Raw genomic sequence first — 26392 nt, forward strand, 5'->3', positions numbered from 1 at the left:
CGGTCAGCCGGGGAGCGCCGCCCGCAGGTCGGCGGCCTCGGCGAGGGCGTGCTCGACGACGGTGCGCACGTCAGGGGAGAGGGCGGCCGCCAGCGCGTCGAGGTCGTCGAGGTGCGTGCGGGCAGCGTCGGGATCGTCCGCGAGGACGGCGAGCTCGGCGAGGTAGGCGAGGGCGCGCACGCGGTCGGCGACGTCGGCGTCGTCCCCGGCACGCCGCAGCGCGCCCGCGAGGATCTTGCGCGCCTGGACGGGGTCGCCGTGCGAGTCCGCCTGCACGACGGCGTCGTCCAGGGCCCGGGCGAGCCGTCCCTCGGGCCGCGCGGCGTACGCGTCGACGGCGGACGCCCCAGCCGCGTCCGTGGTCGGCGCCGCCGCGGCGGGAGGGCGGCGCATCACGCGGACCCAGTTGCCGGCGGGGTCCACGAGGCTGAATCCCGTCGTGCCGCCCGCGTTCGCGCGCCGTCGGGGTCGGGTGATCCGCGGGAACCCGGTGAGCGGCAGGCGCCCGTAGCGGGCGCGCAGCCCCGCGGCGAACGCCTCGAAGACGGGCGCCGTGTCCTCCACGACGACGATGCACGTGCTGTAGCTGTCCTGCGGCTCGATCCCGTCGAGCCCGAAGTAGTGGATGTCCACGCCGCCGCGCCGCACCGCGAGGTACGGGTTCGGCCGGAGCTGGCGGTACGTCACGTCGAAGCCGAGCGCGGTCCAGAAGTCGCGCAGCTCGTCGATGTCCCGGCAGGGCAGGGCCGGGACCATGGTCGCGTCGAACGGGTCGGTGGCGGGGTGGTCCGGGTGCGGGTCAGAGTCAGGGGCTCGGTCGGCGGTCACCGTGCCATCGAAGCACCCGCCCCCCGCGCGCGACCAGGGCGCCGGTCGTCAGCCGCGGTGCGCGACGTCGACCGCCCGGGACCACCGGTCGACGTCGTCCGGGAGCTCGGGAGAGGTGACGTCGCCGCCGAGGAGCCCGACGACGTCGGGGGCGGCGATCCGGTCGCCCGACCCGCGCGCCAGGAACCGGCCCGCGACGAGGCCGCGCGCGCACAGGTCGGCGCCGCGCGTGAACACCTGCTCGAGGTAGACGACGCGCTCGTCCCACCCGAGGACGCGCGTCGTGATCTCGAAGCGGTCCCACAGCTGGAGGGAGCGGCGGTACTTCATGGTCGACGCCGCGACGACGGGGTACCAGCCCTTGTCCTTGAGCAGGGGGAACCCGCCGAGATCGGCGATGAAGTTGCTGCGCGCGATGTCCATCATCTGGAGGTACGTCCCGTTGTTGACGTGCAGGTAGAAGTCGAGGTCGCCGGGGTGCACGCGCATGCGGGTGACGGACGGCTCGAGGACGCCCCGGCCCGGCACGGCCTTGCGCGGCAGCGTGCTGGCGACGAGGAGCTGGATCTGGCGGGTCACCCGGGCAGGCTACTACCTCGCACGGGCGGTATCAGGTACCTTCGCCGGCGGGCGGGGCGTGGAGGTCTCGGCCCGCCACGGCGCCTCCTGCCCGTCCGCGCGGCGAGCCGGACGGTCGCCGCCAGAGCAAGATGCCGTCGGCGTCAGGGTGACGCGGCCGCCTCAGACCGGCGGGTCGGGGTCGTACTGGATCCCGCGGCGCACGGCGCGCGCGACGTCGTCGCTCTCCAGGCGCGCGACGAGGTGCAGGGCCATGTCGATCCCCGCGGACACGCCCGCGGACGTGACGACGTCGCCGTCGTCCACGAAGCGCGCCTCGGTGTCCAGCACGACGCTCGGGTCGATCTCCGCGAGCTCGTCGTAGTGCGCCCAGTGCGTCGTCGCGGGCCGCCCCGCGAGCAGCCCCGCCGCGGCGAGCACGAGCGACCCCGTGCACACGCTCGCGATGACGGGGGTCTGGGCGCGCATCGCGCGCAGCCACTCGAGGTGCACGCGGTCCGCGAGCAGCGAGCGCGTCCCCCAACCGCCCGGGTAGACGAGCAGGTGGAGCGGGCCGACGTCGTCCGCCGAGCGGTCGGGGAGCAGCCGCAGGCCCTTCGCGAGCCGCACGCCGCCGCCGTCCCACGAGAACGTGGACACGTGCGGCTTGAGCGCCGAGTGCTCGGCCCACGCGGACAGCACCTCGAACGGCCCGGCGACGTCGAGCTCCTCCGCCTCGTCGAACACGAAGATGCCGACGTTCATGCCGTTCCCGGTGCTCATGCCATACCTCCGCGTGCCCCCGGCTGCTCGAGGGACCTCGGCTCCCGTCGGGCTAGATGCCCGGCAGGGCGAGCATCTGGTCGAGCGCGACGCGCGCCCAGTGCGCGTCGTCCGCGTCCACGACGATCCGGTTCACGACGCGGCCCGCGACGAGCGACTCCATCGCCCACACGAGGTGGGGCAGGTCGATCCGGTTCATCGTCGAGCAGAAGCACACCGTCGAGTCGAGGTAGTGCACCTGCTTGTCCGGGTGGGCGCGCGCGACGCGACGCACCAGGTTGAGCTCGGTCCCGATCGCCCACGACGAGCCCGGCTCGGCGGCGTCGAGCATCGTGATGATGTACTCCGTCGACCCGACGAAGTCCGCCGCCGTGACGACCTCGTGCTTGCACTCGGGGTGCACCAGGACGTTGACGTCCGGCACCGCGGCGCGCACGTCGCTCACGTTCTTCGCCGAGAACCGGCCGTGGACCGAGCAGTGCCCGCGCCAGAGGATCATGCGCGCGTCGCGCAGCTCGGCGTCCGTGAGGCCGCCGTTCGGCTTGCGCGGGTCGAACACGACGCAGTCGTCGAGCGACATGGCGAGCTTCAGCACCGCCGTGTTGCGACCGAGGTGCTGGTCCGGCAGGAACAGCACCTTGCCCGTGCCGTCCACGCCACCCACCTGGTCGAACGCCCAGCGCAGCGCGACCTCCGCGTTCGACGAGGTGCACACGGTGCCGCCGTGGCGACCCGTGAACGCCTTGATCGCGGCCGAGGAGTTCATGTACGTCACGGGGATCGTGGAGTCGGCGATGCCGACCTCCTCGAGCACGTCCCACGCGTCCTCGACCTGGTCGATCGCCGCCATGTCCGCCATCGAGCAGCCGGCCGCGAGGTCCGGCAGCACGACCTGCTGCGCGTCGGACGTGAGGATGTCCGCGCTCTCCGCCATGAAGTGCACGCCGCAGAAGAGGATGAACTCCGCCTCGGGCCGCGCCGCGGCCTCGCGCGCGAGCTTGAACGAGTCGCCCGTCACGTCGGCGAAGTCGATGACCTCGTCGCGCTGGTAGTGGTGACCGAGCACGAACGCCCGCTCGCCCAGCGCGGCGCGGGCGGCCCGGGCGCGCTCCACGAGGTCCGGGTCGCTCGGCGCGGGCAGCTCGCCCACGCACTCGACCCCGCGCTCGGACGCGAGGTCGCGGCCCTGGCCCAGCAGGAGCAGGGCGGAAGGACTGGGTTCGGCGAACCCGCCCTGGCGCGAGGTGTTCGGCCCGTCCACGGACGACAGCAAGGTGCTACCAGTGCTCACGGCACCATCGTCGCACAGCGCCGCCGCGGCCGAGCGGGCGTCCCGCGGGGACCGGACGGGCGTGCGCCCTGGCACAATCCGGGCATGCGCGTGCTGCTCACCGGGTCCGCCGTCCCACCCGTGCCCGACGGCGCGTGGCCGGCCGCGGCGGCCGCGTCGCCACCCGTCCCGGCAGGGCCCTCGCTCGACGACGTCGCGGGCTGGTGGGCGCCGCACGCCCAGGTCGAGACCGTGCCGCTCGCAGCGTCGGGGCCCGCGTTCCTCGACGCGGTCGCGCCCGTCGCGCCCGAGGTGCTCGCCGGAGCGGTCCCGGGGCCGGACGGGGACGACGTCCCGGTCGCGGTCCGCCGTCGGACGCCGGGCGGCGAGGGCACGGGCACGCGCCGGACCGTCTACGTCGACGCCTCCCAGGTGCCCGCCACCGGCGCCGGCGACGCGGGAGCGGTGACCGTGCCCGCGCGGTCCTCGACCGCCGTCGGCCACCTCCTGGCGCTCGCGGCCGACGCCGCACGCGGACCCGACGGGGCGCCCGGGCGGGTCGTCCTCGCCACCGGCGGGAGCACGAGCCACGACGCCGGGCGCGGGGCGCTCCTGGCGCTCGCGGGGGCGGCGTCGCTCGCCGGCGACCCGGGGACCGCCGTCCCGACCGACGTCGTGCGCGCCGCGCGGGCGGCGCTCAGGGGCGCCGACCTCGTGGCGGCCGTCGCGTCCGACGTCCCGCTGCTCGGCCTGCACGGGGCGAGCGCGGTGCTCGACGCCCGCGGCGTGGACCCCGCGGTGGCCCAGCACCTCGAGCGCGCGCTCGGCGCGGTCGCGCACGGCGTGGCGTCCGCCGTCGACCACGCGGCGGAGACCGGGGGAGCGGGCCGCGCGCTCGCGGGCCGGGACCTCCTCGCCGCGGCGACGGCAGGCCGTCGCCTGGCCGGACTGCCCGGGGCCGGGAGCGGGGGCGGGCTCGCCTACGCGGTCGCGGCGCTGGGCGGTCGGCTCGTGCCCGGGCTGCGCGTCGTCGCCGACGACCTGGGCCTGGACGCGCGCCTGGCGGGTGCGGAGGCCGTCGTCGTGCTCGCGGACGAGCTCGGCGCCCACGAGCTGGGGGACGGGACGGTGCGCGAGGTCGCGGTCCGCGCCGCGCACCACGCGCTCCCCGTCGTCGTGGTGGCGCGCGCGGTCGTCGCGGGGCGGCGTGAGCAGGCCGCCGCGGGGCTCAGCGGCGCGTACGCGTGGGGCGACGGCGACCCGCGCGCGCTCGTGGAGCGCGTCGCGCGCACCTGGTCGCGCGGCTGACGGCGGGGCGCCTCAGCCGAGGTCGACGGTCCCGTCCGCGCGGACGGACCAGGCCGGGTTGTGCGCGACCTCCCACACCAGCCCGTTGGGGTCCGCGACGTGAGCGTGGAAGACGCCGCCGAACTCGCCCTCCTGCGGCGCCTTGCGGACGGTCCCGCCCGCGTCGACCATCGCCTGCACGAGCTCGACGACCGCGGCCCGGGACCCCACGTTGTGCGACAGCGTGAGGCCCGTCGTGGCGGGCGTCGCGTCGGGGGTGCCGGCGTCGCGCGCGAAGGCCGACTCCTCGAAGAAGCCGAGGAGCTGGCCCGCCGCCGAGCGGTAGAAGACGATCTCGCCCGGCACGTCGAGCTGCGCGGTCCAGCCGAGCGCGCCGTAGAAGGCCCGCGCGGCGTCCAGGTCGCGCGTCGCGACCGTCACGAAGTGCAACGACTGGTCCATGCGTCTCCCGTCGGGGGGCCGCGCCACCGGTGTGGCGCGGGCTCCGTTCGACCGTACGTCGTCGCGTGGTCGTAGACTCGGGAACACGACCGGCACGAGTGGTGTTGAGGACCTGACGGGATCTCTCTCGAGAGGTCCGTAGAAGCCGGCCACCACCGGGGCAGCACTGCCCCCGACAGCGCGGAGACGAGATGAGCGAGACCACCGACATTGCCACGCACGGCGTCAACCTGACCGACGGGGCCGCGGACAAGGTCCGCACCCTCCTCGAGCAGGAGGGTCGCGACGACCTGCGCCTGCGCGTCGCGGTGCAGCCCGGCGGCTGCTCCGGCCTGATCTACCAGCTCTACTTCGACGAGCGCGTGCTCGACGGCGACGCGCTGCGCGACTACGACGGCGTCGAGGTCGTGGTCGACAAGATGAGCGTCCCGTACCTCGAGGGCGCGACGATCGACTTCGCGGACACGATCGAGAAGCAGGGCTTCACGATCGACAACCCCAACGCGGGCAGCGCCTGCGCCTGCGGCGGCTCCTTCAGCTGACCCGCCCGGCGTGCCCCGCACGCCGCACCGGACCGCACGAGCCCGGCCACCCGCACCGCGGGTGGCCGGGCTCGCGTCGTCCCGGCGGCGAGCCCGGCGAGACGTCAGGCGCCGAGCTCGACCGTGATCGCCCAGGCGCCCTCGTCGTGGTCGTCGCGCGCGAGCGGCTCGTCGCCGACGACCGTGTGCCCGCGCATCCGTGCCCAGGCCGGGACGTCGAGGCGCGCGGCCGGATCGGTCGACCACACCGTCAGGCGCGTGCCCGGGTCCCGGTCGCGCGCCGCCGCGGCGAGCCGGATCACCGGCAGCGGGCAGCGCAGACCGCGTGCGTCGACCACGTCGGGAGCGTCGCCCGTCACAGGCCCTGCACCCCCAGCGTCGCTCGCACGCGCGCGACCGCCCCGGGCAGCGCGTCGAGCAGCCGGTCGACGTCCGCCGCGCTCGTCGACCGGTCGAGCGCGATGCGCACGTTCCCGTGCGTGAGCACGCCCATCGCGGCCAGGACGTGCGACGGCTCGAGGGAGCTCGACGTGCACGCGGACCCCGACCCGACGGCGACACCCTCGCGGTCGAGGTCGGTGAGCAGGGCCTCGCCGTCCACGTAGAGGAACGAGAACGTCGCCACGTGCGGCAGGCGGTCGGCCGGGTCGCCGACCACCTCGACGTCGGGGATCTCGGCGACGCGCGCCCGGACCCGGTCGACGAGCGCACGGCGGCGCGCGTCCTCGGCCTCCCGGTCCGCCAGCACGGCCTGGAGCGCGACGGCGGCCGCGAACGCCGCGGGCACGGACACCCCTCCGGGTGCCCACGGGTCGGGGTCCTCCGGGAACGGGCTGCGCCGTCGGACACGGGAGCGGACCGCGAGCACCCCGACCCCGGGACCTCCGCCCCAGTCGGCGGGGTCGGCGGCGAGAGCGTCCCACGACGCGGGGACCACGTCGTGGCCGACGCTCGCCCCCGCGTCGACGAGGAGCGGGACCCCGGCCGCGCGCGCGGCGTCGTGCACCGCCACGACGGGCTGGCGCGTGCCCACCTCGCCGTTGGCGAGCTGGAGCGCGGCGAGCGCGACCCCCGGGCGCGCGACGGCGTCGGACATCGCGGCCGCGTCGACCCGGCCTGTGCGGTCCACGTCGACGACCTCGCGCTCGAGCCCGCCGTGCTCGGCGGCGTGCAGCACGGCGGCACGCTCGACGGCGCCGACGACGACCCGTCGGCCGAGGCGTGCGCGTGCGCCGGACAGGGCGGCGACGCCGGTGTGCAACGACGCCGTGTGGGAGGGCGTGAAGTGCACCTCCTCCGTCCGCACGCCGAGCGCGGCACCGACGGCCTCGCGTGCGCCGTCGAGCAGCGCGGCGGCACGACGACCCTCCGCGTGCAGGCGGCGGGGGTCGGCCCAGCCGTCGTCGAGCGCACGGTCGAAGGCCTCGCGCGCGAGGGGGTGCCAGGGCGCGCGCCCGCCGTTGTCGAGCCGGGCCCGGCGGACGGGGGTGGTGTGTGTCACATGGCCTCCTGGGCGCTGGCGGTCGGGCCGCGTGGGCGCGGCGCGGGCGGGCGAGCCGGTCGACCGCGCCGGGGTGGCGCGTCGCGGGTCTCCCGCGGGGCGCCGGATCGTTGCGCTCGCGCGGACCGCGACGGGGCGTCGGTGCGAGCCCGGACGCTCCACCGGCACGGTACCGCCCTGCCGGGCGGAGCGTCGGTGTGGCAAGGATCTGACAGACCTGGCGCGGGTGTGGTGAACCCGCCCTGACCGGCGGCGACGTGTGCCGCATCTCGCCCGTCCAGCGCGCGTTCCGGGGCACGAAGGGCGGAATCCCGCGCTAGGCTTCGTGTGTCGAGGACGAAGGTCCTGTGCTGGGCTCGTAAAGACGGGTTCGGGCAGGACGTGACGTGAAAGGCCCCCCTTGCACTCGCAACCCCCTAGCCGCACACGGCGCACCATCCTGCGGGCGACGGCCCTCGCCGTCGCCGTCGCTGCGGTGGCGTCCGGCTGCGCCAGCGACACGGTCCAGCGCGGGTTCCTGCCCGGTTACGAGGACGGGGAGGTGACCAACCAGACCGCCCGGATCACGTCGCTGTGGACCGGCTCGTGGATCGCCGCCCTCATCGTCGGCGTCATCACGTGGGGCCTCATGCTGTGGTGCGTCGCGGCGTACCGCAAGCGCAAGGACGACCACCGGCTCCCGGTCCAGACGCGGTACCACCTGCCGCTCGAGATCATGTACACGGCCGTGCCGATCATCATGGTCCTCGTCCTGTTCTTCTACACGGACCGCGACATGTCCGCGATCGTGGACAAGGACGTCGAGTCGGACATGACCGTCCAGGTCATCGGCAAGCAGTGGAGCTGGGACTTCAACTACGTGGACGAGGACGTCTACGAGACCGGCCAGCACCTCGCCGACGTCGGCGGCACCATGACCGTGGACGCGGAGATCGACGGCGCGCCCGGCACGTCGGAGGCGCTGCCCACGCTGTACCTGCCGGCGGGGGAGAGCATCCGCTTCGTCCTGGACTCGCGCGACGTGATCCACTCGTTCTGGATCCCGGCGTTCCTCTACAAGCTCGACATGATCCCCCACCGCACCAACGAGTTCGTGGTCACCCCGCAGCGCGAGGGCGTCTACGCCGGCAAGTGCGCCGAGCTCTGCGGCGAGCACCACTCCGGGATGCTGTTCAACGTCGAGATCGTCGACCGCGCCGAGTTCGACGCGCAGATGGAGGCGCTCCGCGAGAAGGGGCAGGAGGGCCAGATCCCGGTCGAGGGATTCAGCCGCCTCCAGGACCCGAACCCCGTCCCCGCTAGCACGGAGGGTGAGCACTGATGGTCGCGCAGGCCGAAGTCATCCCCGGTCTCGCCCCTCGGCGTCAGACCCTCGGTCGGACCGTGATCAAGTGGGTCACGTCCACCGACCACAAGACGATCGGGTACATGTACCTGATCACGTCGTTCATCTTCTTCTGCATCGGCGGCCTCATGGCCCTCGTGATCCGCGCGGAGCTCTTCGAGCCCGGGATCCAGATCGTGCAGAGCAAGGAGCAGTACAACCAGCTCTTCACGATGCACGGCACGATCATGCTGCTGCTGTTCGCGACCCCGCTGTTCGCCGGGTTCGCCAACGTCATCATGCCGCTGCAGATCGGTGCGCCGGACGTCGCGTTCCCGCGACTGAACATGTTCGCGTACTGGCTCTACCTCTTCGGCGGTCTCATCGCCTCGGCCGGCTTCTTCACGCCGCAGGGCGCGGCCTCGTTCGGGTGGTTCGCCTACGCGCCGCTGTCGAACACGACGTTCAGTCCAGGTCTCGGGGGAGACCTGTGGGTGTTCGGCCTCGCGCTCGCCGGCTTCGGCACGATCCTCGGTGCCGTCAACTTCATCACCACGATCATCACCATGCGCGCGCCCGGCATGACGATGTTCCGCATGCCGATCTTCACGTGGAACACGCTCATCACGAGCCTCCTCGTGCTCATGGCGTTCCCGCCGCTGGCCGCCGCGCTCTTCGCGCTCGGCGCCGACCGGCGCTTCGGTGCCCAGATCTTCAACCCCGAGAACGGGGGAGCGATCCTCTGGCAGCACCTGTTCTGGTTCTTCGGGCACCCTGAGGTGTACATCATCGCGCTGCCGTTCTTCGGCATCGTGTCCGAGATCTTCCCGGTCTTCGCCCGCAAGCCGATCTTCGGCTACAAGGGCCTCGTCTACGCGACGATCGCCATCGCGGCGCTGTCCGTCACGGTGTGGGCGCACCACATGTACGTGACCGGCGCGGTCCTGCTGCCGTTCTTCGCGTTCATGACGATGCTCATCGCGGTCCCGACCGGCGTGAAGTTCTTCAACTGGATCGGCACGCTGTGGCGAGGCAAGCTCACGTTCGAGACACCGATGCTGTGGTCGATCGGCTTCCTCGTGACCTTCCTCTTCGGCGGCCTGACGGGCGTCATCCTGTCGAGCCCGGCCATGGACTTCCACATCTCCGACTCGTACTTCGTGGTGGCGCACTTCCACTACGTCGTGTTCGGCACCGTGGTGTTCGCGATGTTCGCGGGCTTCTACTTCTGGTGGCCCAAGTTCACCGGCCGGATGCTCAACGAGCGCCTCGGCAAGCTGCACTTCTGGCTGCTGTTCATCGGCTTCCACATGACGTTCCTCATCCAGCACTGGCTGGGCGTCGAGGGCATGCCGCGCCGCTACGCGGACTACGCGCCGTCGGACGGCTTCACGTGGGAGAACCAGGTCTCGACGGTCGGGGCGTTCATCCTCGCCGCGTCGACGCTGCCCTTCCTCTGGAACGTCTACACGACCTGGCGCAACGCGCCCAAGGTCGAGGTCGACGACCCGTGGGGCTACGGCCGTTCGCTCGAGTGGGCGACGTCCAGCCCGCCCCCGCGCCACAACTTCACGTCGCTGCCGCGCATCCGCTCCGAGTCGCCCGCGTTCGACCTGCACCACCCCGAGGTCGCGGCGATGGATCACGCCGAGCCGAACCCGAACGTCCTCGAGCAGGTCTACGGCGAGGCGGACCGTCGCGGTGAGAAGAGCGTCGCGCTCGACCGCCTGAGCGGCTCGGAGGCCGCGAGCGACTCCACGACGACCACGATCGTCGACGAACCCCGCACGGGCACGACGGACGAGGAGGCCGGGAAGTGAAGGTCGAGTACAAGCTGTTCCTCTACGGGACGCCGTTCTTCATCGCCGCAGGGCTCGTCTACGGCTTCTGGAGCCACTGGGAGCCCGTCGGGTCGGTCGCCATCCTCCTGACCGGCGCGCTGGTCGCGATGATCGGTGCCTACCTCATGCTCACGGCGAAGCGCATCGACGCCCGCCCTGAGGACGACCCCGAGGGTCTCATCGAGCAGGGCGCCGGCGACCAGGGCGTGTACGCCCCGTGGAGCTGGTGGCCGCTCGCCATCGCCGGCTCGGCCGCGATCGTCTTCCTCGGCCTCGCCGTCGGCTGGTGGCTCGTCTACGTAGGGATCGCCCTCGCCGCGGTCGCCCTCGTCGGCTGGGTCTTCGAGTTCTCCCGCGGCCAGCACGCCCACTGATCGACCCGACGTCGTCGCGACGTCCGAACGGCCCGATCCCCGTCCGGGGACCGGGCCGTTCGTCTTTCGTCGACCGGCTCGACGACATCGCGCGCCACCTCTTCGTGACGACTGACTGAGCCCGACGCCGCCCCCGTCAGGCTGTCGAACACGACATGAGGGTCGTTATCCGATGGATAACGACCCTCATGTCGTGTTCGCCGGCGGGCGGTGTCGTGCTCGCCGGGCGGGTGTCGTCTGGCGGGGCGTCAGGCGGGGACGATGAGCCCGGCGGTCTGGGTCTTGGCGCGCTGGAGGCGGGCCTCGGCGTCGGACCAGTTGACGAGGTTCCACCAGGCGGTGACGTAGTCGGCGCGCACGTTCTGGTAGTCGAGGTAGTAGGCGTGCTCCCAGACGTCGAGCAGGACGATCGGGGTGAGGCCGAGGGTGAGGTTGCCCTGCTGGTCGTAGAGCTGGACGGTGACGAGCTTGGAGCCGATGGAGTCCCAGGCGAGGATGGCCCAGCCCGAGCCCTGGACTCCGGCGGCGACGGCGGCGAACTGCTTCTTGAAGGCGTCGAAGGAGCCGAAGTGCTCGTCGATCGCGGCGCCGATCTCGCCGGTGGGCTCGCCGCCGCCCTCGGGGGAGAGGTTGGTCCAGAAGGCGGAGTGGTTGACGTGGCCGCCGAGGTTGAACGCGAGGTTCTTCTCGTGCAGGTTGATCGCGGCGAAGTCGCCGGTCTCGCGGGCCTCGGCGAGCTTCTCCAGGGCGGTGTTCGCGCCGGTGACGTAGGCCTGGTGGTGCTTGGAGTGGTGCAGCTCCATGATCCGCCCGGAGATGTGCGGCTCGAGCGCACCGTAGTCGTAGGACAGCTCGGGCAGGGTGTAGACGGGCATCCGGAGTACCTCCTGGTACCGGGCCGCAGGAAGGGGTCCAGCGGCCGCTGTGTGCGGTGAACTGGCGGTGCCTCGACAGCCTCAGGCGGGCGCGGCCGCCCGCGCCCGGGTGCCGAGACGACGATGACCCGCGACCTGTCCGCCTCGATGAGGGGACTGGTCGCGGGTCATCGTCCTACTGTGCAGGAACCTCAGCGTCGACGCTCGTCGGCGCCCTTCTCCGGCTCGACGAGGTCGCGCCCACCACCGACGGTCGCGGCACCGGCCTCGATCTGCTCGTGGCTCTCGCCCTCGAGTGCGTCGTGCTCGCCGTGCGAGTGCGCGGCCGCGAGCTCGGCGGGCGTCACGGGCTCGATCCGGTCCTCGTAGAAGAACCGCGACAGGCGCTGGAGACGCTTGTCCTTCTTGTAGCCCTTGCGGCGCACGCCGCGCGAGTCCGTCGCCGGCTCGATCTCGAGCGGCTCGTGGGCCTGGTAGTTGACCCGGAGCCAGCGCTCCTGCTCGTCGAGCGGGCGGTGGACCTCGATGTACTCGCCATGCGCGAACCGCACGATCCGGCCCGTCTCGTGGCCGTGGAGCACGAGCTCGCGGTCCTTGCGCTGCAGGCCGAGGCAGATGCGCTTGGTGATCCAGAACGCGAACCACGGGCCGACGAAGAACAGGATCCGGAACGCCCACGTGATCGTGTTGATCGACATGTGGAAGTGCGTCGCGATGAGGTCGTTCGACCCGGCGAGCGCCAGGATGATGAACGCCGTGAGGAACGCGACGCCCAGACCTGTGCGGACCGGGACGTTGCGCGGGCGGTCGAGGACGTGGTGCTCACGCTTGTCCTTCGTCACCGCGGCCTCGAGGAACGGGTAGACGAACAGGAACGTGAACAGCAGGCCCGGGACGACCACGGCCGGGATCAGGACGTTGAGGGGCACGGTGTAGTCGCCCCACGTCACGAACTCCGCCTGGCCGGGCATCAGTCGTAGCGAGCCCTCGAGGAAGAGCATGTACCAGTCGGGCTGGGCTCCTGCGGACACCGGTGACGGGTCGAACGGGCCGTAGTTCCAGACGTTGTTGATCGCCATCGTGCCGCCCATGAGGGCGAGGATGCCGAACACGACGAAGAAGAAGCCGCCGGCCTTGGCCACGTACACCGGGAACAGCGGGTAGCCGACCACGTTCGTGTCCGTGCGGCCGCCACCGGGGTACTGCGTGTGCTTGTGCAGCACGACGAAGAACAGGTGGAGCGCGACGAGCGCGAGGATCAGGCCCGGCACCAGCAGGATGTGCACCGTGAAGAGCCGGGGGATGATGTGCTCGCCCGGGAACTCGCCGCCGAAGATGAAGTACGAGAGGTACGACCCGATGAGGGGGATCGACTTCACGACGCCGTCGGTGATGCGCAGGCCGTTGCCGGACAGGACGTCGTCCGGGAGGGAGTAGCCCGAGAAGCCGGCGGCGAGGCCCATGATCATGAGCAGCATGCCCACGAGCCAGTTGACCTCGCGCGGCTTGCGGAAGGCGCCGGTGAAGAACACGCGCATCATGTGCGTGACGATCGCGGCGAGGAAGATGAGCGCGGCCCAGTGGTGGATCTGCCGCATGAGCAGACCGCCGCGCACCTCGAAGGACATGTGCAGCGTCGACGCGAACGCGTCCGACATGAGCACGCCGTTCATCGACGCCGGCTCGCCGTGGTACGTGACGAGCGACATGCTCGGCACGAAGAACATGGTCAGGAAGATGCCCGTGAGGATCAGGACGACGAACGAGTACAGGGCGATCTCGCCCAGGAGGAACGACCAGTGGTCGGGGAAGACCTTGCGCGCGAACTCCTTGACGGCGACGCCGATGCTCGTGCGCTGGTCCAGGTAGTCGGCGGCCTTGCCGGCGGGGGTCGTCGGCGCGGCTGCCTTCGGTGCGGCCGCCTTGGGTGCGGCGGTTCCGGTGCTGGTGGTCACTTCAGACGCTCCCAGAAGCTCGGGCCGATGGGCTCGTGGAAGTCGCTCTGGGCGACCAGGTAGCCCTCGTCATCAACGGTGATCGGCAGCTGCGGCAGGGGCCGCTTCGCGGGGCCGAAGACCACCTTCGCGCTGTCGGCCACGTCGAACGTCGACTGGTGGCACGGGCACAGCAGGTGGTGCGTCTGCTGCTCGTAGAGCGCCACGGGGCAGCCGACGTGCGTGCAGATCTTGGAGAACGCGACGATGCCGTCGTACGACCAGCTCTCTCCCGGAGGGGACTGCTCGGACACGATGTCGCGCGGGTCGAGACGGACCAGCAGGACGACGGCCTTGGCCTTCTCCGTGATCCACTCGTGGGACTGCATCTCCTCCTGGGAGGCCTCGGGGATGATGTGCACGACCGAGCCGATCGTCACGTCCGCCGCCTTGATGGGCCGACCCGAGGGGTCGATCGCGAGGCGCGTCCCGGGCTTCCAGAGCGTGTGCTTGAACTTCGAGACGTTCCAGTCGCCGCCGACGCTCCCGACGAGCGGGACGGCGATGGTGAGCGGGAACAGCGCGAGCGCGGAGATGACCGCGCCCTTGAGGACGCCGCGACGGGCGATGCCCGAGTCCTTGGCGCCGGCCTCGAGCTCGGCGATCGCGCCGGCGCGGGTCTCCGCGTCGCTCGCGATCGGGTGGCGCTCGTCGACCTTCTCGTGGTCGGACATGAGCACCTTCGCCCAGTGCACGGCACCGAGTCCGATGCCGAGCAGCGCGAAGGCGATGGCGACGCCGAGCGAGAGCGTCGACAGGCGCACGCCGGCCGTGGTCCCGTCCGGCGGGATGACGAAGTACACGACGAGCGCGGCGATCGTGCCGATCACCGAGATGCCGAAGAGCGTCGCGACCTGGCGCTCGGCGCGCTTCGACGCCTTCGGGTCGCGGTCCGCCATGCGGCTCTTGTGCTCGGGCAGCCCCGGGTCCGGGAAGGTGTCGAGGGTGCCGTGCTCCTCGCGGTGCCCGACCTCGCGGTGCGAGGACTCGGGCGACCGGGGGTTCTGGTAGTCGCTCACGAGGACTTCGCTCCGATCCACACTGCGGCCCCGATGAGGAGGCCCATTCCGACGATCCAGGCCCACAGGCCCTCGCTGACCGGGCCGAGCGAGCCGAGCGACAGGCCACCGGCCGAGCCCTCACGCTGGAACTCGAGGAACGCGATGACGTCGCGCTTCTCCTCGGGCGTGACGGTCGCGTCGTTGAAGACCGGCATCGACTGCGGGCCGGTGAGCATCGCCTGGTAGATGTTGCGCTCCGACGTCTCCCACAGCGGGGGCGCGAACTTGCCCTCCGAGAGCGCGCCGCCCGCGCCGACGGCGTTGTGGCACATCGCGCAGTTGGTGCGGAAGATCGCGGCACCGTTCGCGACGTCGCCGAGCGAGGCGTCGACCTGCTCGTCCGTCGGGATCGCCGGGCCCGCGCCGAGCGAGGCGACGTAGGCGGCGAGCTGCGCCGTCTGCTCCTCGTCGAACTGGCGAGGCTTCTGGATGGCCTGCGGACCGTCCATCTGCATGGGCATGCGGCCGGTGGACACCTGGAAGTCGACCGACGCTGCGCCGACGCCGACGAGCGACGGAGCCGTGTCCGAGCCCTCGGCGTTCGGGCCGTGGCACGTGGCGCAGTTGGCCTGGAACAGCTTCTGGCCGGTCTCGATGTCCTCGGTGCTGGCGGTCTCGGCGTTGGCCGGAGTCGGTGCAAAGGCGGCGTAGACGCCACCGGTGACCAGCAGCGCCAGCAGCAGCAGCACGACCGGCGCGAGGCGGTGGTGTCTGCGGGCGGCGAGTGCCTTCACGAAATGATCCTCGTCTCGCAGGTGGGGGAGCAGGGGGCGGATGGGCGGGCCGGGGCGGACCCCGGGCGGGTCGTCAGCGCAAGATGTAGATCACGAAGAACAGCGCGATCCACACGACGTCGACGAAGTGCCAGTAGTAGGACGTCACGATGGCCGTCGTGGCCTCGTGGTGCCCGAAGTTCTTGGCCGAGAACGAGCGGCCGAGAAGGAACAGGAAGGCGATCAGGCCACCGACGACGTGGAGGCCGTGGAAGCCGGTCGTGATGTAGAAGACGGAGCCGTAGGGCGTCGAGGAGATCGAGACGCCGTGCTCGACGAGCTCGGCGTACTCGAAGATCTGACCACCGATGAAGAACGCACCCATGAGGAACGTGAGCGTCATCCACTCGTTCATCCCCCAGCGGTTCACCTGGAAGATCGAGCCGGTGCGCACGGGCTGGAAGCGCTCGGCGGCCCACACGCCCATCTGGCACGTCACCGACGACAGCACCAGGACGGTCGTGTTGATCGCCGCGAAGGTCAGGTTGAGCTTGTCCGCTTGCAGGGCCCACTCGTCGGCGGGCATCACGGCGCGGACCGTGAAGTACATGGCGAAGAGGCCGGCGAAGAACATGAGCTCGCTGGCCAGCCACACGATCGTCCCGACCGAGACGGGGTTCGGTCGGTTGACGCTCACGTGCTGATGGGCGTGGGGGGCAGCCGTTGCGGTCGACACAGGAGCCATTATGGCCGACGAACGGCCGGTCCGCGGCACGCAGACGGCCGCCCGGAGGCGGTGAATCTCACAATGTCTCCAGATCTTCCCACGGAGACCTGCACTTGGTGACGGATCGCTGCTAAGTGCCATGAAACTGGCATGCGCCCGAGGGCGGCCAGGGCCCTTGGTCCCGGGCCCCGCGCCGGTCGGCGTCGGTACCGCGCGAGGGGGTGCTGCGATCCGCTCCGACGTGCCAAGATGCCAGTCGGGACGTGCGCGCCGCGGTGCCGTGGCGCGCCCTCCCCGACCACCCTGAGGGAACCACGAAGGCGACGGTGACGACGATGACGACGACCGTGACGACGACGCACGGGGACACGAGCGTGACCCCGCGCGCGCCGCGCATCCTCCTCTACAGCGACGACGTGACGGTGCGCGAGCAGGTGCGCCTCGCCGTGGGGCGGCGGCTGGGTGCGGGTCAGCCGGACATCGAGTGGCTCGAGGTCGCGACGCCGGTGGCGGTCGTGACCGCGGCGGACGCGGGCGGCTGGGACCTGCTCGTCCTCGACGGGGAGGCCGACAAGGCCGGCGGCATGGGCCTGTGCCGGCAGCTCAAGAACGAGGTCTACCGCTGCCCGCCGGTCCTGGTCCTCACCGGCAGGCCGCAGGACGGTTGGCTAGCATCGTGGTCGCTCGCCGACGACGCGGTGCCCCGGCCGTTCGACGCGGTCGCCCTCCAGCGCGCCGTCGCCGACCTGCTGCGTGCCGCCGGCACGCGGTAGCCGACAGGAGACCGACCAGCCGAAGGGCCGCCCGTGACCGCCACCCCGCACCCCGCCGCCTCGACCACGAGCGACTCGACGGGCACGGGGCTCACGTGGCCCGGCCTGCTGACCGAGCTCGTCGCGGGGCACGACCTCGACGCCGACTCCACCGCGTGGGCGATGGACCAGGTGATGTCGGGCGAGGTGTCGCCCGTGCGTCTCGCGAGCTTCCTCGTGGCGCTGCGCGCGAAGGGCGAGACGGTCGCCGAGCTGACCGGGCTCGCCGACGCGATGCTGGCCCACGCCAGCCGGTTCGCCGTGGACGGTCCGGCGGTCGACATCGTCGGCACGGGCGGCGACCGCGCGCACACGGTCAACATCTCGACCATGGCGTCGCTCGTCATCGCGGGCGCGGGCGTGCGGGTCGTCAAGCACGGCAACCGCGCCGCGACCTCGTCGTCGGGCGCCGCGGACGTGCTCGAGGAGCTCGGCATCCGGCTCGACCACGGGCCGGAGCGGGTGGCCCGCATCGTGCAGGAGGCGGGGATCACGTTCTGCTTCGCGATGGTCTTCCACCCGTCCATGCGACACGCGGGCGTCGCGCGCAAGGAGCTCGGCATCCCGACGGCGTTCAACGTCCTCGGCCCGCTGACGAATCCTGCGCAACCCCGTGCGGCCGCCATCGGTGTCGCGGACGCGCGCATGGCGCCGCTCATCGCCGGGGTGCTGGCGGGGCGGGGGACCTCGGCGCTCGTGTTCCGCGGCGACGACGGGCTCGACGAGCTCGCGGCGACGGGCGGGGCGACCGTCTGGGAGGTGCGCGACGGCGTCGTGACCGAGCAGCGGCTCGACCCGGTCGCCGACCTGGGCCTCGCGCCGGTGACGATCGCCGAGCTGCGCGGTGGCGAGGCGGCGCACAACGCCGAGGTCGCCCGGCGTTTCCTGGCAGGCGAGGCCGGCCCGGTGCGCGAGACCGTGCTGCTCAACGCGGCCGCCGGTCTCGTCGCGGACGGCACGCTGCCCGGGACCGCGCAGGGGACGCTCGCCGAGCGGCTCCGCGCCGCCTACGAGATCGCGGCGCGCAGCGTGGACACGGGTGCCGCCCGCGACGTCCTCGCGCGCTGGGCCGAGGCCGCGGCGCGGGACTGAGACCCCGCGGCGGCAGGCCGGCCGGCGGCGCCAGGCGGCCCGTCAGTCGTCGAGGCCGAGCGCGAACGCCTGCTCGAGGTCGACGTTCGAGTAGGCGCGGAACGCGATGAACGTCTCCGTGCGCACGACCCCGGAGACCTTGCTGATGCGGTCCGCGATGACGTCGGCGAGCTGGTCGTGCTCCTCGACGCGCACCATCGCGACCAGGTCCGCCTTGCCCGTGACCGAGTAGACCTCGCTGACGCCGCGAAGGTCCGCGACCTCCGACGCGACCTCGGGGATACGGTCGGGCGCGGTGTCGATCAGGACGATGGCGGTCAGCATGGTTCCTCCGGGGTCGGGTCGTCGACTGGCGACCACTCTACGGTCACGCCGGGCGCCGCGTGCGTCAGGTCGGGGCGGTCGACCGGGTCGGCGTGGCGCGCGACGTCACGGGCCGTGGCGGCGAGGTCCACGTGGGACCCCGCGGATCGGACCGGGCACGCCCACGGGCCGGTGACGTCGACGATCCGCACGCCCGGCTCCTGGAGCCACGACAGCAGGATCTCGGCCTCGTGGGGGTGGCTCGCCGGGGCGGGCGGCACGGGCGGTGCGACCGTCTCCGCCGTCGCGACGAGCGCGTGCACGAGGGGCCACGGGTCCGCGCCGGGCTCGCTCACCCCGGTCGCGGCGAGGCGCGCGTGGCGCACCACGACGATCTCCCACCCGCCCGCGTCCGTCGCGCGGGCGGCGACGAGCTCGGCGCACGCCGCGAGCGGGGCGAGCCGCTGGGCGCGCGCGGCGCCCGCGAGGTAGGCCCGCAGTCGGTGCGTGAGCTCTCCCGCCTGCTCGAACCGCTCGTCGCGCGAGAGCGCGACGATCCGGCGCCCGAGCTCCGCGACGACGTGGGACGGGTCTGACTCGAACGCCTCCCGCACGCCTCCGGCGACGGCCGCGTAGCCGGTGTCGCGCTCGGCGGTCGTGCACGGGGCCGAGCAGCGTCCCATCTCGGCGAGGACGCACGCCGTGGCCCCGGGCGAGGCGACGACCGGGAGCCGGCGCGTGCACTGGCGCAGCGGGAACGCGTCGTGGAGGGCGTCGACGGCGGCCTGGGCTTGGTGCTTGGACGCGAACGGCCCGATGTGGGCGGCCGGGGCCCGCACGTCGCGCACGACGGACAGGCGCGGGTACGTCTCGTCCGTGAGCCGGACCCAGGTCATGCGCTCGGGGTGGCGCGACCTCCGGTTGTAGCGCGGCGCGTGCTCCGCGATGAGGCGCAGCTCGCGCACCTGCGCCTCGAGCGGGGTCGCGCACACGACCGGGGTGACGGCGTGCGCGACACGCACCATCTCGGTGATGCGGCTGCGCTTCTCCGAGCGGGTGAAGTACGACCGGACGCGGCGCCGGATGGACGTCGACGTGCCGACGTAGAGGACCTCGTCCCCGGGCCCGCGGAAGAGGTAGACGCCCGGTGCGTCCGGGAGGCCGTCCGCGAGGTGCCGCTTGCGCCGGACGTCCTGCGGGACCGGGTCAGTCGCGCCCGCGAGGTCCTCGAGATGGGTGACGCCCAGGGGCCCGAGCCGCGCGAGGAGCGCGTGCAGCACGTCCACAGTGGCGCGCGCGTCGGCGAGCGCGCGGTGGTCGGGCGTCACCGTGGCCCGGAACAGCGCGGCGAGGGTCGCGAGCTTGTGGTTCGGCGCCTCGTCGCGCGTCACGACGCGGCGCGCGAGCGGGACGGTGTCGAGCACCTGGTTCCCGGGCCACTCGTAGCCCGCGGCCCGGCACGCGGCCTTGAGGAACGAGATGTCGAACGGCGCGTTGTGCGCGACGAGCACGGCGCCGCGGGCGAACTCCAGGAAGCTCGGCAGCACGGCCTCGATGCGCGGCGCCGTCGCGACCATGGCCGACGTGATCCCCGTGAGCCGGGCGACGAAGGCGGGGACGGGCACGCCCGGGTCGACGAGCGTCTGGAACTCGCCGAGCACCTCGCCGCCGCGCACCTTCACGGCGCCGATCTCCGTGATGCCGGCGCCCGCGGGCGACCCGCCCGTCGTCTCCAGGTCGACGACGACGAACGTCACGTCGCGCAGCGGCGTCCCGAGGTCGTCCAGCGTGGGCTGGACGGGCGCGCCCCGCGGCACGGACCCCTCGCGGGAGGAGGCGAGGAGGGGACCGGACGACATGGCGGCGAGGCTAGCGACGGCCACCGACACGATCCGTCGTGTCCCGCGGCCACGCCCTCGGCACGGCATAGGGTGGGTGCACGGGAATCGGGACGATCGGGGACGAAATGTCCGCGGAGCTCCCGACGGCGGAGACGCAGGAGGCGGGGATGGTGGCCGAGAGGTCGGACGAGGAGGGACCCGACGGCGACGTCCCGCCGGCGGTGCGCGCGCTGCTCGTCGAGGCCGCCGCGGACGTGCTCGGCACGCTCGACCCGGTCCTCGTCCCCGTGGCCCTGCAACGGGTCAAGGCCTTCGCCCCACGCCGGCGCGCGTCGGCCGGGGCGGTGCCGTTGTGGCGCGCCCTGGTCGACGACGCCGGGTTCCGGCACGCGGTCGCCGCCGCCTGGTCGCGCGAGCACGGGAGCGGGACGGGCGCACCGCAGGAGGTCCCGGCCCCCGACGGCCCGGGGTCGCCCGAGGCCGGTGCGGCGGCAGCGGCCGACGACGTCGTCGCGGCACCGGGGGACGCGGAGGCCACCGCGCCAGCCGTCGTCCGCGAGCGCGCCGCCGGCGCCTTCCTGCTGCGCCCGGACGGCTGGGAGGCGGCCGTGGAGCGCGCCCGCGCGCTCGACACGACGCTGCGGACCGAGCGGTCGGAGCGCAGCGAGGTCGCCCGGTTGCGTCGCGACCGCGACCGGCTGGCCGCACAGGTCGAGGAGCTCCGCGCGCAGGTTCGTGACGCCGCGGCCCGCGCCGACGCGGCGACGGCCGAGCTCGCGGGCGCGCGTCGCGCCGAGCGACGGCTGCGGGCGGACGCCGACCGGGCGCGCGCCGAGGCCCGGGCAGCCCTCGAGGCGGCGTCGGCCGAGCGCGCGGAGGCGGAGGGGGCGCTGCGCGACGCGCGCGAGGAGCGCCGCGCAGCGGGCGTCGAGCTCGCCCGGGCGCGCGCGGAGCGGGACGAGGCGCGTCGGGCGCGGACGTCGGCGGCCGACGTCGCGACGGCACGCGCGCGGCTCCTGCTCGACACGGTGGTCGAGGCGGCGTCCGGGCTGCGGCGCGAGCTCGCGCTGGGGCCCGCCACGACGACCCCGGCCGACGACGTCGCCGCCGCCCTGCCGGGCGCGACCGCGCGGCCGAGGCCCGGGTCGCGCGGTCGGGCCGCCGACGACCCGGCGCTGCTCGGCGACCTCCTGTCGGTCCCGCGCACCCACCTCGTCGTCGACGGCTACAACGTGACCAAGACCGGCTTCGGGGAGCTCACGCTCGCCGAGCAGCGCGACCGGCTCCTCAGCGGGCTCCTGCGCGTCGCGGCCGGGGGAACCGAGGTCACGGTCTGCTTCGACGGCGCGGACACCGCCGTGCGTCCCGTGCACGCCCCGCGCGGTGTGCGCGTGCTGTTCTCGTCGGGCGAGATCGCCGACGACCTCATCCGACGACTGGTCGCCGCGGAGCCCGCGGGACGGCCCGTCGTCGTCGTGACGAGCGACCGTGCCGTGTCGGACGACGTGCAGGCGATGGGCGCCGTGTGCATCCCGGCGCAGGCGCTCCTGGCGCGGCTCGCGCGCCGCTGACGCGGGCGCCGCACGGCCCTCCCGGCGGGTGTGCCGAGGAGGGCCGTGCGGGTGGTCCCGGAGTGCGCGACGTCAGCGGACCGGGGCCGGCCCGTCCACGTAGATCGCCTCGACGTCCGCCGCGAAGTCCTTGAGCACCTCGCTCCGCTTCACCTTGAGCGACGGCGTGAGGTAGCCGTTCTCGACCGTGAAGTCGGTGGTGAGCACGGTGAACTTGCGGATCGACTCGGCGCGCGACACCGCCTGGTTGGCGCGCGTGACGGCGGCGTCGAGCGCGGCGAGGACGTCGGGGTCCTTGGCCGCGTCCTCGATCGACATCGGCTCCTTGCCGTGCATGCTCGCCCAGCCCGGCAGGCCCTCGGGGTCGAGGGTGACGAGCGCGCCGATGAACGGCTTCTGGTCGCCGACGACGACGCACTGCGAGACGAGCGCGTGGGCGCGGATGCGGTCCTCGAGGACGGCGGGCGCGACGTTCTTGCCGCCCGCGGTCACGATGATCTCCTTCTTGCGCCCGGTGATGCGCAGGAAGCCGTCCTCGTCGAGCGAGCCGAGGTCGCCCGTGCGGAACCACCCGTCGACGAACGCGTCGGCCGTGGCCTGCTCGTTGTTGTGGTAGCCGCGGAAGATGTGGTCGCCCTTCAGCAGGATCTCGCCGTCCTCGGCGATGCGCGCCCCACAGCCCGGGAGCTGCTCGCCGACCGTGCCGATCTTCGTGGTCGCGGGGCGGTTGACGCACGTCGGCGCCGTCGACTCGGTGAGCCCGTAGCCCTCGAGGATGCGCACGCCGATGCCGCGATAGAAGTGCCCCAGCCGCTCGCCGAGCGGCGCGCCACCGGACACCGCGTACTTCGCGCGGCCCCCGAGCGCGTGGCGCAGCTTCTTGAACACGAGCGCGTCGGCGACCTTGTGCTGCAGGCGCAGCCCGACGCCGGGGCCCGACGGCTCGTCCAGGGCGCGCGAGTACGCGATCGCCGTGGCCGCCGCCCAGTGGAAGATCTTGAGCTTGCCGCCCGCGGCGGCCTTCTGCTCGGACGAGTTGTAGACCTTCTCGAACACGCGCGGCACCGAGAGGATGTACGTCGGCTTGAAGGTGCCGAGGTCGTCGAGCAGCGTCTTGGTGTCCGGCGTGTGGCCCAGGACCGTCCCGCCGGCCACGACCAGCACGCCGATGAACCGCGCGAACACGTGGGCGAGCGGCATGAACAGCAGCGTGCGACCGCCCGGCTCGCCGAACACCTCCGGCACCGCGGCCACCGCGTTCACGGTGAGCGAGTAGAAGTTCTGGTGCGTGAGCTCGGCGCCCTTGGGGCGCCCGGTCGTGCCCGACGTGTAGATGATCGTCGCGACGTCGGCGAGGTTCGCCAGGCCGCGGCGCCGCGCGATCTCGGCGTCCTCCACGTCGGCCCCGTCGGCCCTCAGGGTCGCGACGGCGCCCGAGTCGATGACGAGGACGTCACCGAGCGCGGGGACCTGGTCGCGCACCTCGCCGACGGTCGCCGCGTGCGCCTCCGTCTCGACGACGAGCAGCCGGACGTCGGCGTCCGACAGGATCCACTGGACCTGCTCCGCGCTCGACGTCTCGTACAGCGGCACCGGCACCGCGCCGGCCGCCCACGTGGCCCAGTCCAGGAGCGTCCACTCGTAGCGCGTGCGCGACATGATGCCCACGTGGTCGCCCGGCTGGATCCCGCGCGCGACGAGCCCCTTCGCCACGGCGACGACCTCGGCGTCGAAGTCCCGTGCGCTGAGCGCCTGCCACGTGCCGTCGGCGCCGGCGCGGCGCTCGACCAGCGGCGCGGCCGGGTCGGCCGCGACCCGGCTCGCGAGCAGGTCGTTGAGGTTCTTCGAGGGATCGACTTCGACGATCCGTGGGGCGCTGATCTCGTCCATGCTGGCTCCAGTGGCAGTAGTCGACGGTGGGAGAACCCTACCCAGTGGTGGTGTGTGCCCGGGACCTGCCGATGTCGGTAGGCTTCAGGTGCTGTGCGCTGCTTGCGCAACGTTTCGCGCGGGCGCGGAGTTCCGGCGGGACGACCCGGGCGCGGGGTCGCGAGCCGTGGTCGTGCGTCGCCCGTCGACGGGCAGCACCTGCAGCGTGAGGCTTCCAGCCAGCGGTTAGTCAGCGGTTACCGAGCGAGTGAGGACGGGACATGCACGCCATCGGTGTGGACATCGGCGGGACGAAGATCGCGGCCGGGGTCGTCGACGAGAAGGGCGAGATCCTCGTCCAGACGCGCCGCGACACCGAGCCCGACGACGTCGCGAGCATCGACCGCGCCATCGCCGACGTGTATGCCGAGCTGACCGCCGAGCACGAGGTCGGCGCGATGGGCCTCGCCGCGGCGGGCTTCGTCAGCCCCGACCGGACGTCGGTGCTCTTCGCCCCGAACATCGCGTGGCGCGAGTACCCGCTCGCGCGCAACGTGCGCGAGCTCATCGGCGGCACCGACGTGCCGATCGTCGTCGAGAACGACGCCAACGCGGCGGGCTGGGCGGAGTTCCAGTTCGGCGTCGCGCGCGACGCGACCGACATGCTCATGCTCACGGTCGGCACCGGGCTCGGGGGCGCGATCGTCGTCGACCGCGAGCTCGTGCGCGGCAAGTGGGGCGTCGCGGCCGAGGTCGGGCACATGCGCGTCGTGCCGGGCGGCCACTACTGCGGCTGCGGCCACGAGGGCTGCTGGGAGCAGTACGCGTCGGGCCGCGCCCTGGTGCGCGACGGGCAGAACGCGCTCATCGCCCAGCCCGACCGCGCGACCCGGCTCCTGGAGATCTGCGGCGGCGACCCCGAGAAGCTCAACGGCCCTCAGATCACGCAGGCCGCCCAGGAGGGCGACGACCTGGCGGTCGAGCTGCTCGCGAACCTCGGGCGCTGGATCGGCGAGGGCGCGGCCTCGGTGACGGCGCTGCTCGACCCGGAGCTCATCGTCATCGGCGGCGGTGTCGGCGCGGCCGGCGACCTGCTGCTCCAGCCCGTGCGTCGCGCGTTCGCGGACCAGCTCTCCGCGCGCGGGCACCGTCCCGAGGCGCGCATCGAGCTCGCCGAGCACGGCAACGAGGCCGGCATCGTCGGCGCGGCGGACCTCGCCCGTCGCTGACCGGTCTCGACGGGCCGGCCGGGACGGGCAGCGCGACCAGGTGCGGGCGGGGCCCGGGCGTCAGACGACGGCGCCCGGGCCCTCGTCGTCGTCCTCGCGGCGGTGCGGCATGCGCCAGAGGAGGATCGCGAGCCCGGCGAGGAACGCCCCGCCGCCCACCTGCGCGACGATCACCGGGTACGGGCGCACGACGACGAGCACGACCAGGAGCAGGATCGGCACGCCGACGACCAGGGCCCACGCCATGGTGAGGAGGGGGTCGCGGCCGAGGACGAGAGGCGGGTCCGGCGGCACGAAGTGGCTCTCGGCCTCCTCGAGGTCCTCGACCTCCGGCGTCGTCGGCCAGTCGCGGGGGCCGCTGGTGCGGACCCAGGGCGCGACCGGCACGGAGCCGAGCACGTCGCGGCCCTCGCGGGGCGCGGGCGACGGGCCGTCGGCGGGGCCGGCGCCGTCGTCGGGTCCGCGCGCCGCGTCGTGGTCGAGGTCGGACAGGTCGGAGAGCTCGGCCACGATGCCGGCCCACTGCGCATCGACGTCGAGCGCCGCCTCGCCCTGTGCGTCGTCCTGCCGGGCAGCCTCGTCGTCCGGCTCGGCGGGGTGCTCAGGACCCCGCGACGCGTCGTCGGGCGTGGGGTCGGGTCCGTCGTCGGGCTGCGGGGAGTCCGGCTGGGCGTTCGGTGCGGCCATAGGAATCACTCTAGAGTCGGATGCACGTCCCGCGCCGGGACCCCGCGAGGAGGAACGTTGTTCTACTGGTTCATGAAGCAGGTGATGGTCGGCCCGATCCTGCGGGTCCTGTACCGTCCCTGGACGCGGGGCGTCGAGCACGTGCCGGACGAGGGCGGTGCGATCCTCGCGAGCAACCACCTCGCGGTGATCGACTCGTTCATCCTGCCGCTCGTCCTCGACCGCAAGGTCCAGTTCCTCGGCAAGTCCGACTACTTCACCGGGACGGGGATCAAGGGCCGCCTGACGGCCGGGTTCATGCGCGGGGTCGGGACGATCCCGGTCGACCGGTCGGGCGGCAAGGCGAGCGAGGCCGCGCTCGAGACCGGCCTGCGCGTCCTGCGCGAGGGCGACCTGTTCGGCATCTACCCCGAGGGGACGCGCAGCCCCGACGGACGGTTGTACCGCGGCAAGACCGGCGTCGCGCGCCTCGCGCTCGAGTCGGGGGCCCCCGTGGTCCCGGTCGCGATGGTGGGCACGAACATCGCCCAGCCGATCGGCAAGGTCATCCCCAAGCCCATGCGCATCGGGGTCGTCGTCGGTGAGCCGCTCGACTTCTCGCGCTACCGCGGCATGGAGAACGACCGCTTCATCCTGCGCGCCGTCGCCGACGAGATCCAGTACGCGATCATGCGGCTGTCCGGCCAGGAGTACGTGGACATCTACGCCGCGACGGCCAAGGCGCGCCTCGCCGCGGGGCACACCGAGTCCGAGGAGGCGGGCGGGGCGCCCGGCGGGCGTCCGGCTCCCGACGTCCAGGTCCCGGAACCGCCGCCGGAGCCCGGCGCGGCGTCAGTAGACTGAGCGAC

The 26392-nt window shown here is 73.1% G+C and carries 26 protein-coding genes; 10 read left to right on the plus strand and 16 right to left on the minus strand.

The window, feature by feature from the left end; all coding sequences use genetic code 11:
- Nucleotides 1-3 precede the first annotated feature (3 nt).
- The 4 genes from ABRQ22_RS07285 to nadA form a co-directional block, all read right to left on the minus strand.
- The gene (locus ABRQ22_RS07285; protein ID WP_353709068.1) at nt 4-828 is read right to left on the minus strand and encodes a hypothetical protein; all 825 of its coding nucleotides are present in this window, start codon (nt 826-828) and stop codon (nt 4-6) included.
- A 48-nt stretch (nt 829-876) separates the two neighbouring features.
- Entirely contained in the window at nt 877-1407 is a 531-nt protein-coding gene (locus ABRQ22_RS07290; RefSeq protein WP_353709069.1) for an acyl-CoA thioesterase, read from the minus strand.
- Between the two features lie 162 nt (nt 1408-1569).
- Nucleotides 1570-2169, minus strand: coding sequence for a DJ-1/PfpI family protein (locus ABRQ22_RS07295; protein WP_253050075.1), 600 nt, complete (start codon nt 2167-2169; stop codon nt 1570-1572).
- 52 nt (nt 2170-2221) lie between these two features.
- On the minus strand, nt 2222-3430 hold the full coding sequence (nadA, locus tag ABRQ22_RS07300) for a quinolinate synthase NadA (protein WP_353709516.1): 1209 nt from the start codon (nt 3428-3430) through the stop codon (nt 2222-2224).
- Nucleotides 3431-3544: 114 nt separating this feature from the next.
- Between nadA and ABRQ22_RS07305 the strand changes: the two genes are divergently transcribed.
- Complete coding sequence (locus ABRQ22_RS07305) at nt 3545-4747, plus strand: glycerate kinase (protein WP_353709070.1); 1203 nt, start codon at nt 3545-3547, stop codon at nt 4745-4747.
- Nucleotides 4748-4759: 12 nt separating this feature from the next.
- Here the strand turns inward: ABRQ22_RS07305 and ABRQ22_RS07310 are convergent, their stop codons facing one another.
- On the minus strand, nt 4760-5188 hold the full coding sequence (locus ABRQ22_RS07310) for a VOC family protein (RefSeq protein WP_353709071.1): 429 nt from the start codon (nt 5186-5188) through the stop codon (nt 4760-4762).
- Nucleotides 5189-5379: 191 nt separating this feature from the next.
- Here ABRQ22_RS07310 and erpA point away from each other — a divergent pair, with 191 nt between their 5' ends.
- Entirely contained in the window at nt 5380-5730 is a 351-nt protein-coding gene (gene erpA, locus ABRQ22_RS07315; RefSeq protein WP_047234275.1) for an iron-sulfur cluster insertion protein ErpA, read from the plus strand.
- A gap of 104 nt (nt 5731-5834) precedes the next feature.
- On the opposite strand, the gene ABRQ22_RS07320 is transcribed toward erpA, so the two are convergent.
- Nucleotides 5835-6068 carry a sulfurtransferase TusA family protein gene (locus ABRQ22_RS07320; protein ID WP_353709072.1) on the minus strand — a complete coding sequence of 78 codons (234 nt, stop codon included), beginning with the start codon at nt 6066-6068 and terminating at the stop codon, nt 5835-5837.
- 17 nt (nt 6069-6085) lie between these two features.
- Nucleotides 6086-7231: an aminotransferase class V-fold PLP-dependent enzyme gene (locus tag ABRQ22_RS07325; protein WP_353709073.1), complete on the minus strand. Its 1146-nt coding sequence runs from the start codon at nt 7229-7231 to the stop codon at nt 6086-6088.
- 400 nt (nt 7232-7631) lie between these two features.
- Here ABRQ22_RS07325 and coxB point away from each other — a divergent pair, with 400 nt between their 5' ends.
- From coxB to ABRQ22_RS07340, 3 genes are read left to right on the plus strand one after another with little or no spacing between them, the layout of a single operon-like run.
- A complete protein-coding gene (gene coxB / locus ABRQ22_RS07330) occupies nt 7632-8552 on the plus strand; it encodes a cytochrome c oxidase subunit II (protein WP_253050061.1) in 921 nt (306 codons plus the stop codon).
- Nucleotides 8552-10375, plus strand: a complete 1824-nt coding sequence (gene ctaD, locus ABRQ22_RS07335) for a cytochrome c oxidase subunit I (protein ID WP_253050058.1) — start codon at nt 8552-8554, stop codon at nt 10373-10375. Before coxB ends, ctaD begins: the two co-directional genes overlap by 1 nt.
- Entirely contained in the window at nt 10372-10770 is a 399-nt protein-coding gene (locus ABRQ22_RS07340) for a cytochrome c oxidase subunit 4 (RefSeq protein ID WP_047234280.1), read from the plus strand. The genes ctaD and ABRQ22_RS07340 overlap by 4 nt, the downstream gene beginning before the upstream one ends.
- 248 nt (nt 10771-11018) lie before the next feature.
- Here the strand turns inward: ABRQ22_RS07340 and ABRQ22_RS07345 are convergent, their stop codons facing one another.
- The 5 genes from ABRQ22_RS07345 to ABRQ22_RS07365 form a co-directional block, all read right to left on the minus strand.
- Nucleotides 11019-11645, minus strand: coding sequence for a superoxide dismutase (locus ABRQ22_RS07345; protein ID WP_053369073.1), 627 nt, complete (start codon nt 11643-11645; stop codon nt 11019-11021).
- Between the two features lie 191 nt (nt 11646-11836).
- Nucleotides 11837-13600, minus strand: a complete 1764-nt coding sequence (locus tag ABRQ22_RS07350; RefSeq protein WP_253050055.1) for a cytochrome bc complex cytochrome b subunit — start codon at nt 13598-13600, stop codon at nt 11837-11839.
- Nucleotides 13597-14559 carry a Rieske 2Fe-2S domain-containing protein gene (locus ABRQ22_RS07355; RefSeq protein WP_253050747.1) on the minus strand — a complete coding sequence of 321 codons (963 nt, stop codon included), beginning with the start codon at nt 14557-14559 and terminating at the stop codon, nt 13597-13599. Before ABRQ22_RS07355 ends, ABRQ22_RS07350 begins: the two co-directional genes overlap by 4 nt.
- A 95-nt stretch (nt 14560-14654) precedes the next feature.
- Nucleotides 14655-15434 carry a cytochrome c gene (locus tag ABRQ22_RS07360; protein ID WP_253050052.1) on the minus strand — a complete coding sequence of 260 codons (780 nt, stop codon included), beginning with the start codon at nt 15432-15434 and terminating at the stop codon, nt 14655-14657.
- Between the two features lie 73 nt (nt 15435-15507).
- On the minus strand, nt 15508-16158 hold the full coding sequence (locus ABRQ22_RS07365; protein ID WP_087472315.1) for a heme-copper oxidase subunit III: 651 nt from the start codon (nt 16156-16158) through the stop codon (nt 15508-15510).
- 317 nt (nt 16159-16475) lie between these two features.
- Between ABRQ22_RS07365 and ABRQ22_RS07370 the strand changes: the two genes are divergently transcribed.
- Both ABRQ22_RS07370 and trpD read left to right on the plus strand, forming a co-directional pair.
- The gene (locus tag ABRQ22_RS07370; RefSeq protein ID WP_353709074.1) at nt 16476-16913 is read left to right on the plus strand and encodes a hypothetical protein; all 438 of its coding nucleotides are present in this window, start codon (nt 16476-16478) and stop codon (nt 16911-16913) included.
- Between the two features lie 33 nt (nt 16914-16946).
- The gene (gene trpD / locus ABRQ22_RS07375) at nt 16947-18044 is read left to right on the plus strand and encodes an anthranilate phosphoribosyltransferase (RefSeq protein ID WP_253050046.1); all 1098 of its coding nucleotides are present in this window, start codon (nt 16947-16949) and stop codon (nt 18042-18044) included.
- Between the two features lie 42 nt (nt 18045-18086).
- On the opposite strand, the gene ABRQ22_RS07380 is transcribed toward trpD, so the two are convergent.
- Both ABRQ22_RS07380 and ABRQ22_RS07385 read right to left on the minus strand, forming a co-directional pair.
- Nucleotides 18087-18368, minus strand: a complete 282-nt coding sequence (locus ABRQ22_RS07380; RefSeq protein ID WP_353709075.1) for an Lrp/AsnC ligand binding domain-containing protein — start codon at nt 18366-18368, stop codon at nt 18087-18089.
- Nucleotides 18362-20206: a DEDD exonuclease domain-containing protein gene (locus tag ABRQ22_RS07385; RefSeq protein WP_353709076.1), complete on the minus strand. Its 1845-nt coding sequence runs from the start codon at nt 20204-20206 to the stop codon at nt 18362-18364. Before ABRQ22_RS07385 ends, ABRQ22_RS07380 begins: the two co-directional genes overlap by 7 nt.
- A gap of 107 nt (nt 20207-20313) precedes the next feature.
- Between ABRQ22_RS07385 and ABRQ22_RS07390 the strand changes: the two genes are divergently transcribed.
- Nucleotides 20314-21759 carry an NYN domain-containing protein gene (locus ABRQ22_RS07390; RefSeq protein ID WP_353709077.1) on the plus strand — a complete coding sequence of 482 codons (1446 nt, stop codon included), beginning with the start codon at nt 20314-20316 and terminating at the stop codon, nt 21757-21759.
- A gap of 72 nt (nt 21760-21831) precedes the next feature.
- Here ABRQ22_RS07390 and ABRQ22_RS07395 read toward each other — a convergent pair whose 3' ends face one another.
- Nucleotides 21832-23649, minus strand: a complete 1818-nt coding sequence (locus tag ABRQ22_RS07395; protein WP_353709078.1) for an AMP-binding protein — start codon at nt 23647-23649, stop codon at nt 21832-21834.
- A 260-nt stretch (nt 23650-23909) separates the two neighbouring features.
- Between ABRQ22_RS07395 and ABRQ22_RS07400 the strand changes: the two genes are divergently transcribed.
- Entirely contained in the window at nt 23910-24857 is a 948-nt protein-coding gene (locus ABRQ22_RS07400; RefSeq protein WP_253050031.1) for an ROK family glucokinase, read from the plus strand.
- A gap of 60 nt (nt 24858-24917) precedes the next feature.
- Here the strand turns inward: ABRQ22_RS07400 and ABRQ22_RS07405 are convergent, their stop codons facing one another.
- Complete coding sequence (locus ABRQ22_RS07405; RefSeq protein WP_353709079.1) at nt 24918-25544, minus strand: hypothetical protein; 627 nt, start codon at nt 25542-25544, stop codon at nt 24918-24920.
- A gap of 57 nt (nt 25545-25601) precedes the next feature.
- Between ABRQ22_RS07405 and ABRQ22_RS07410 the strand changes: the two genes are divergently transcribed.
- Nucleotides 25602-26387 (plus strand): lysophospholipid acyltransferase family protein, encoded by a 786-nt coding sequence (locus tag ABRQ22_RS07410; RefSeq protein WP_253050025.1) that lies wholly within the window; start codon nt 25602-25604, stop codon nt 26385-26387.
- Nucleotides 26388-26392: the final 5 nt, after the last annotated feature.

It is taken from the genome of Cellulosimicrobium sp. ES-005 (genome assembly GCF_040448685.1).
Taxonomy (GTDB): domain Bacteria; phylum Actinomycetota; class Actinomycetes; order Actinomycetales; family Cellulomonadaceae; genus Cellulosimicrobium; species Cellulosimicrobium cellulans_G.

Bases quoted from the DNA above. Each gene is read 5' to 3' on its own strand.
- ABRQ22_RS07345 (WP_053369073.1), bottom strand. From the start codon at position 11,645: ATGCCCGTCTACACCCTGCCCGAGCTGTCCTACGACTACGGTGCGCTC.
- ABRQ22_RS07305 (WP_353709070.1), top strand. From the start codon at position 3,545: ATGCGCGTGCTGCTCACCGGGTCCGCCGTCCCACCCGTGCCCGACGGC.
- ABRQ22_RS07400 (WP_253050031.1), top strand. From the start codon at position 23,910: ATGCACGCCATCGGTGTGGACATCGGCGGGACGAAGATCGCGGCCGGG.
- ABRQ22_RS07370 (WP_353709074.1), top strand. From the start codon at position 16,476: ATGACGACGACCGTGACGACGACGCACGGGGACACGAGCGTGACCCCG.
- ABRQ22_RS07385 (WP_353709076.1), bottom strand. From the start codon at position 20,206: ATGTCGTCCGGTCCCCTCCTCGCCTCCTCCCGCGAGGGGTCCGTGCCG.
- ABRQ22_RS07310 (WP_353709071.1), bottom strand. From the start codon at position 5,188: ATGGACCAGTCGTTGCACTTCGTGACGGTCGCGACGCGCGACCTGGAC.
- erpA (WP_047234275.1), top strand. From the start codon at position 5,380: ATGAGCGAGACCACCGACATTGCCACGCACGGCGTCAACCTGACCGAC.
- ctaD (WP_253050058.1), top strand. From the start codon at position 8,552: ATGGTCGCGCAGGCCGAAGTCATCCCCGGTCTCGCCCCTCGGCGTCAG.
- ABRQ22_RS07365 (WP_087472315.1), bottom strand. From the start codon at position 16,158: ATGGCTCCTGTGTCGACCGCAACGGCTGCCCCCCACGCCCATCAGCAC.
- ABRQ22_RS07395 (WP_353709078.1), bottom strand. From the start codon at position 23,649: ATGGACGAGATCAGCGCCCCACGGATCGTCGAAGTCGATCCCTCGAAG.
- ABRQ22_RS07295 (WP_253050075.1), bottom strand. From the start codon at position 2,169: ATGAGCACCGGGAACGGCATGAACGTCGGCATCTTCGTGTTCGACGAG.
- ABRQ22_RS07405 (WP_353709079.1), bottom strand. From the start codon at position 25,544: ATGGCCGCACCGAACGCCCAGCCGGACTCCCCGCAGCCCGACGACGGA.
- ABRQ22_RS07380 (WP_353709075.1), bottom strand. From the start codon at position 18,368: ATGCTGACCGCCATCGTCCTGATCGACACCGCGCCCGACCGTATCCCC.
- ABRQ22_RS07390 (WP_353709077.1), top strand. From the start codon at position 20,314: ATGTCCGCGGAGCTCCCGACGGCGGAGACGCAGGAGGCGGGGATGGTG.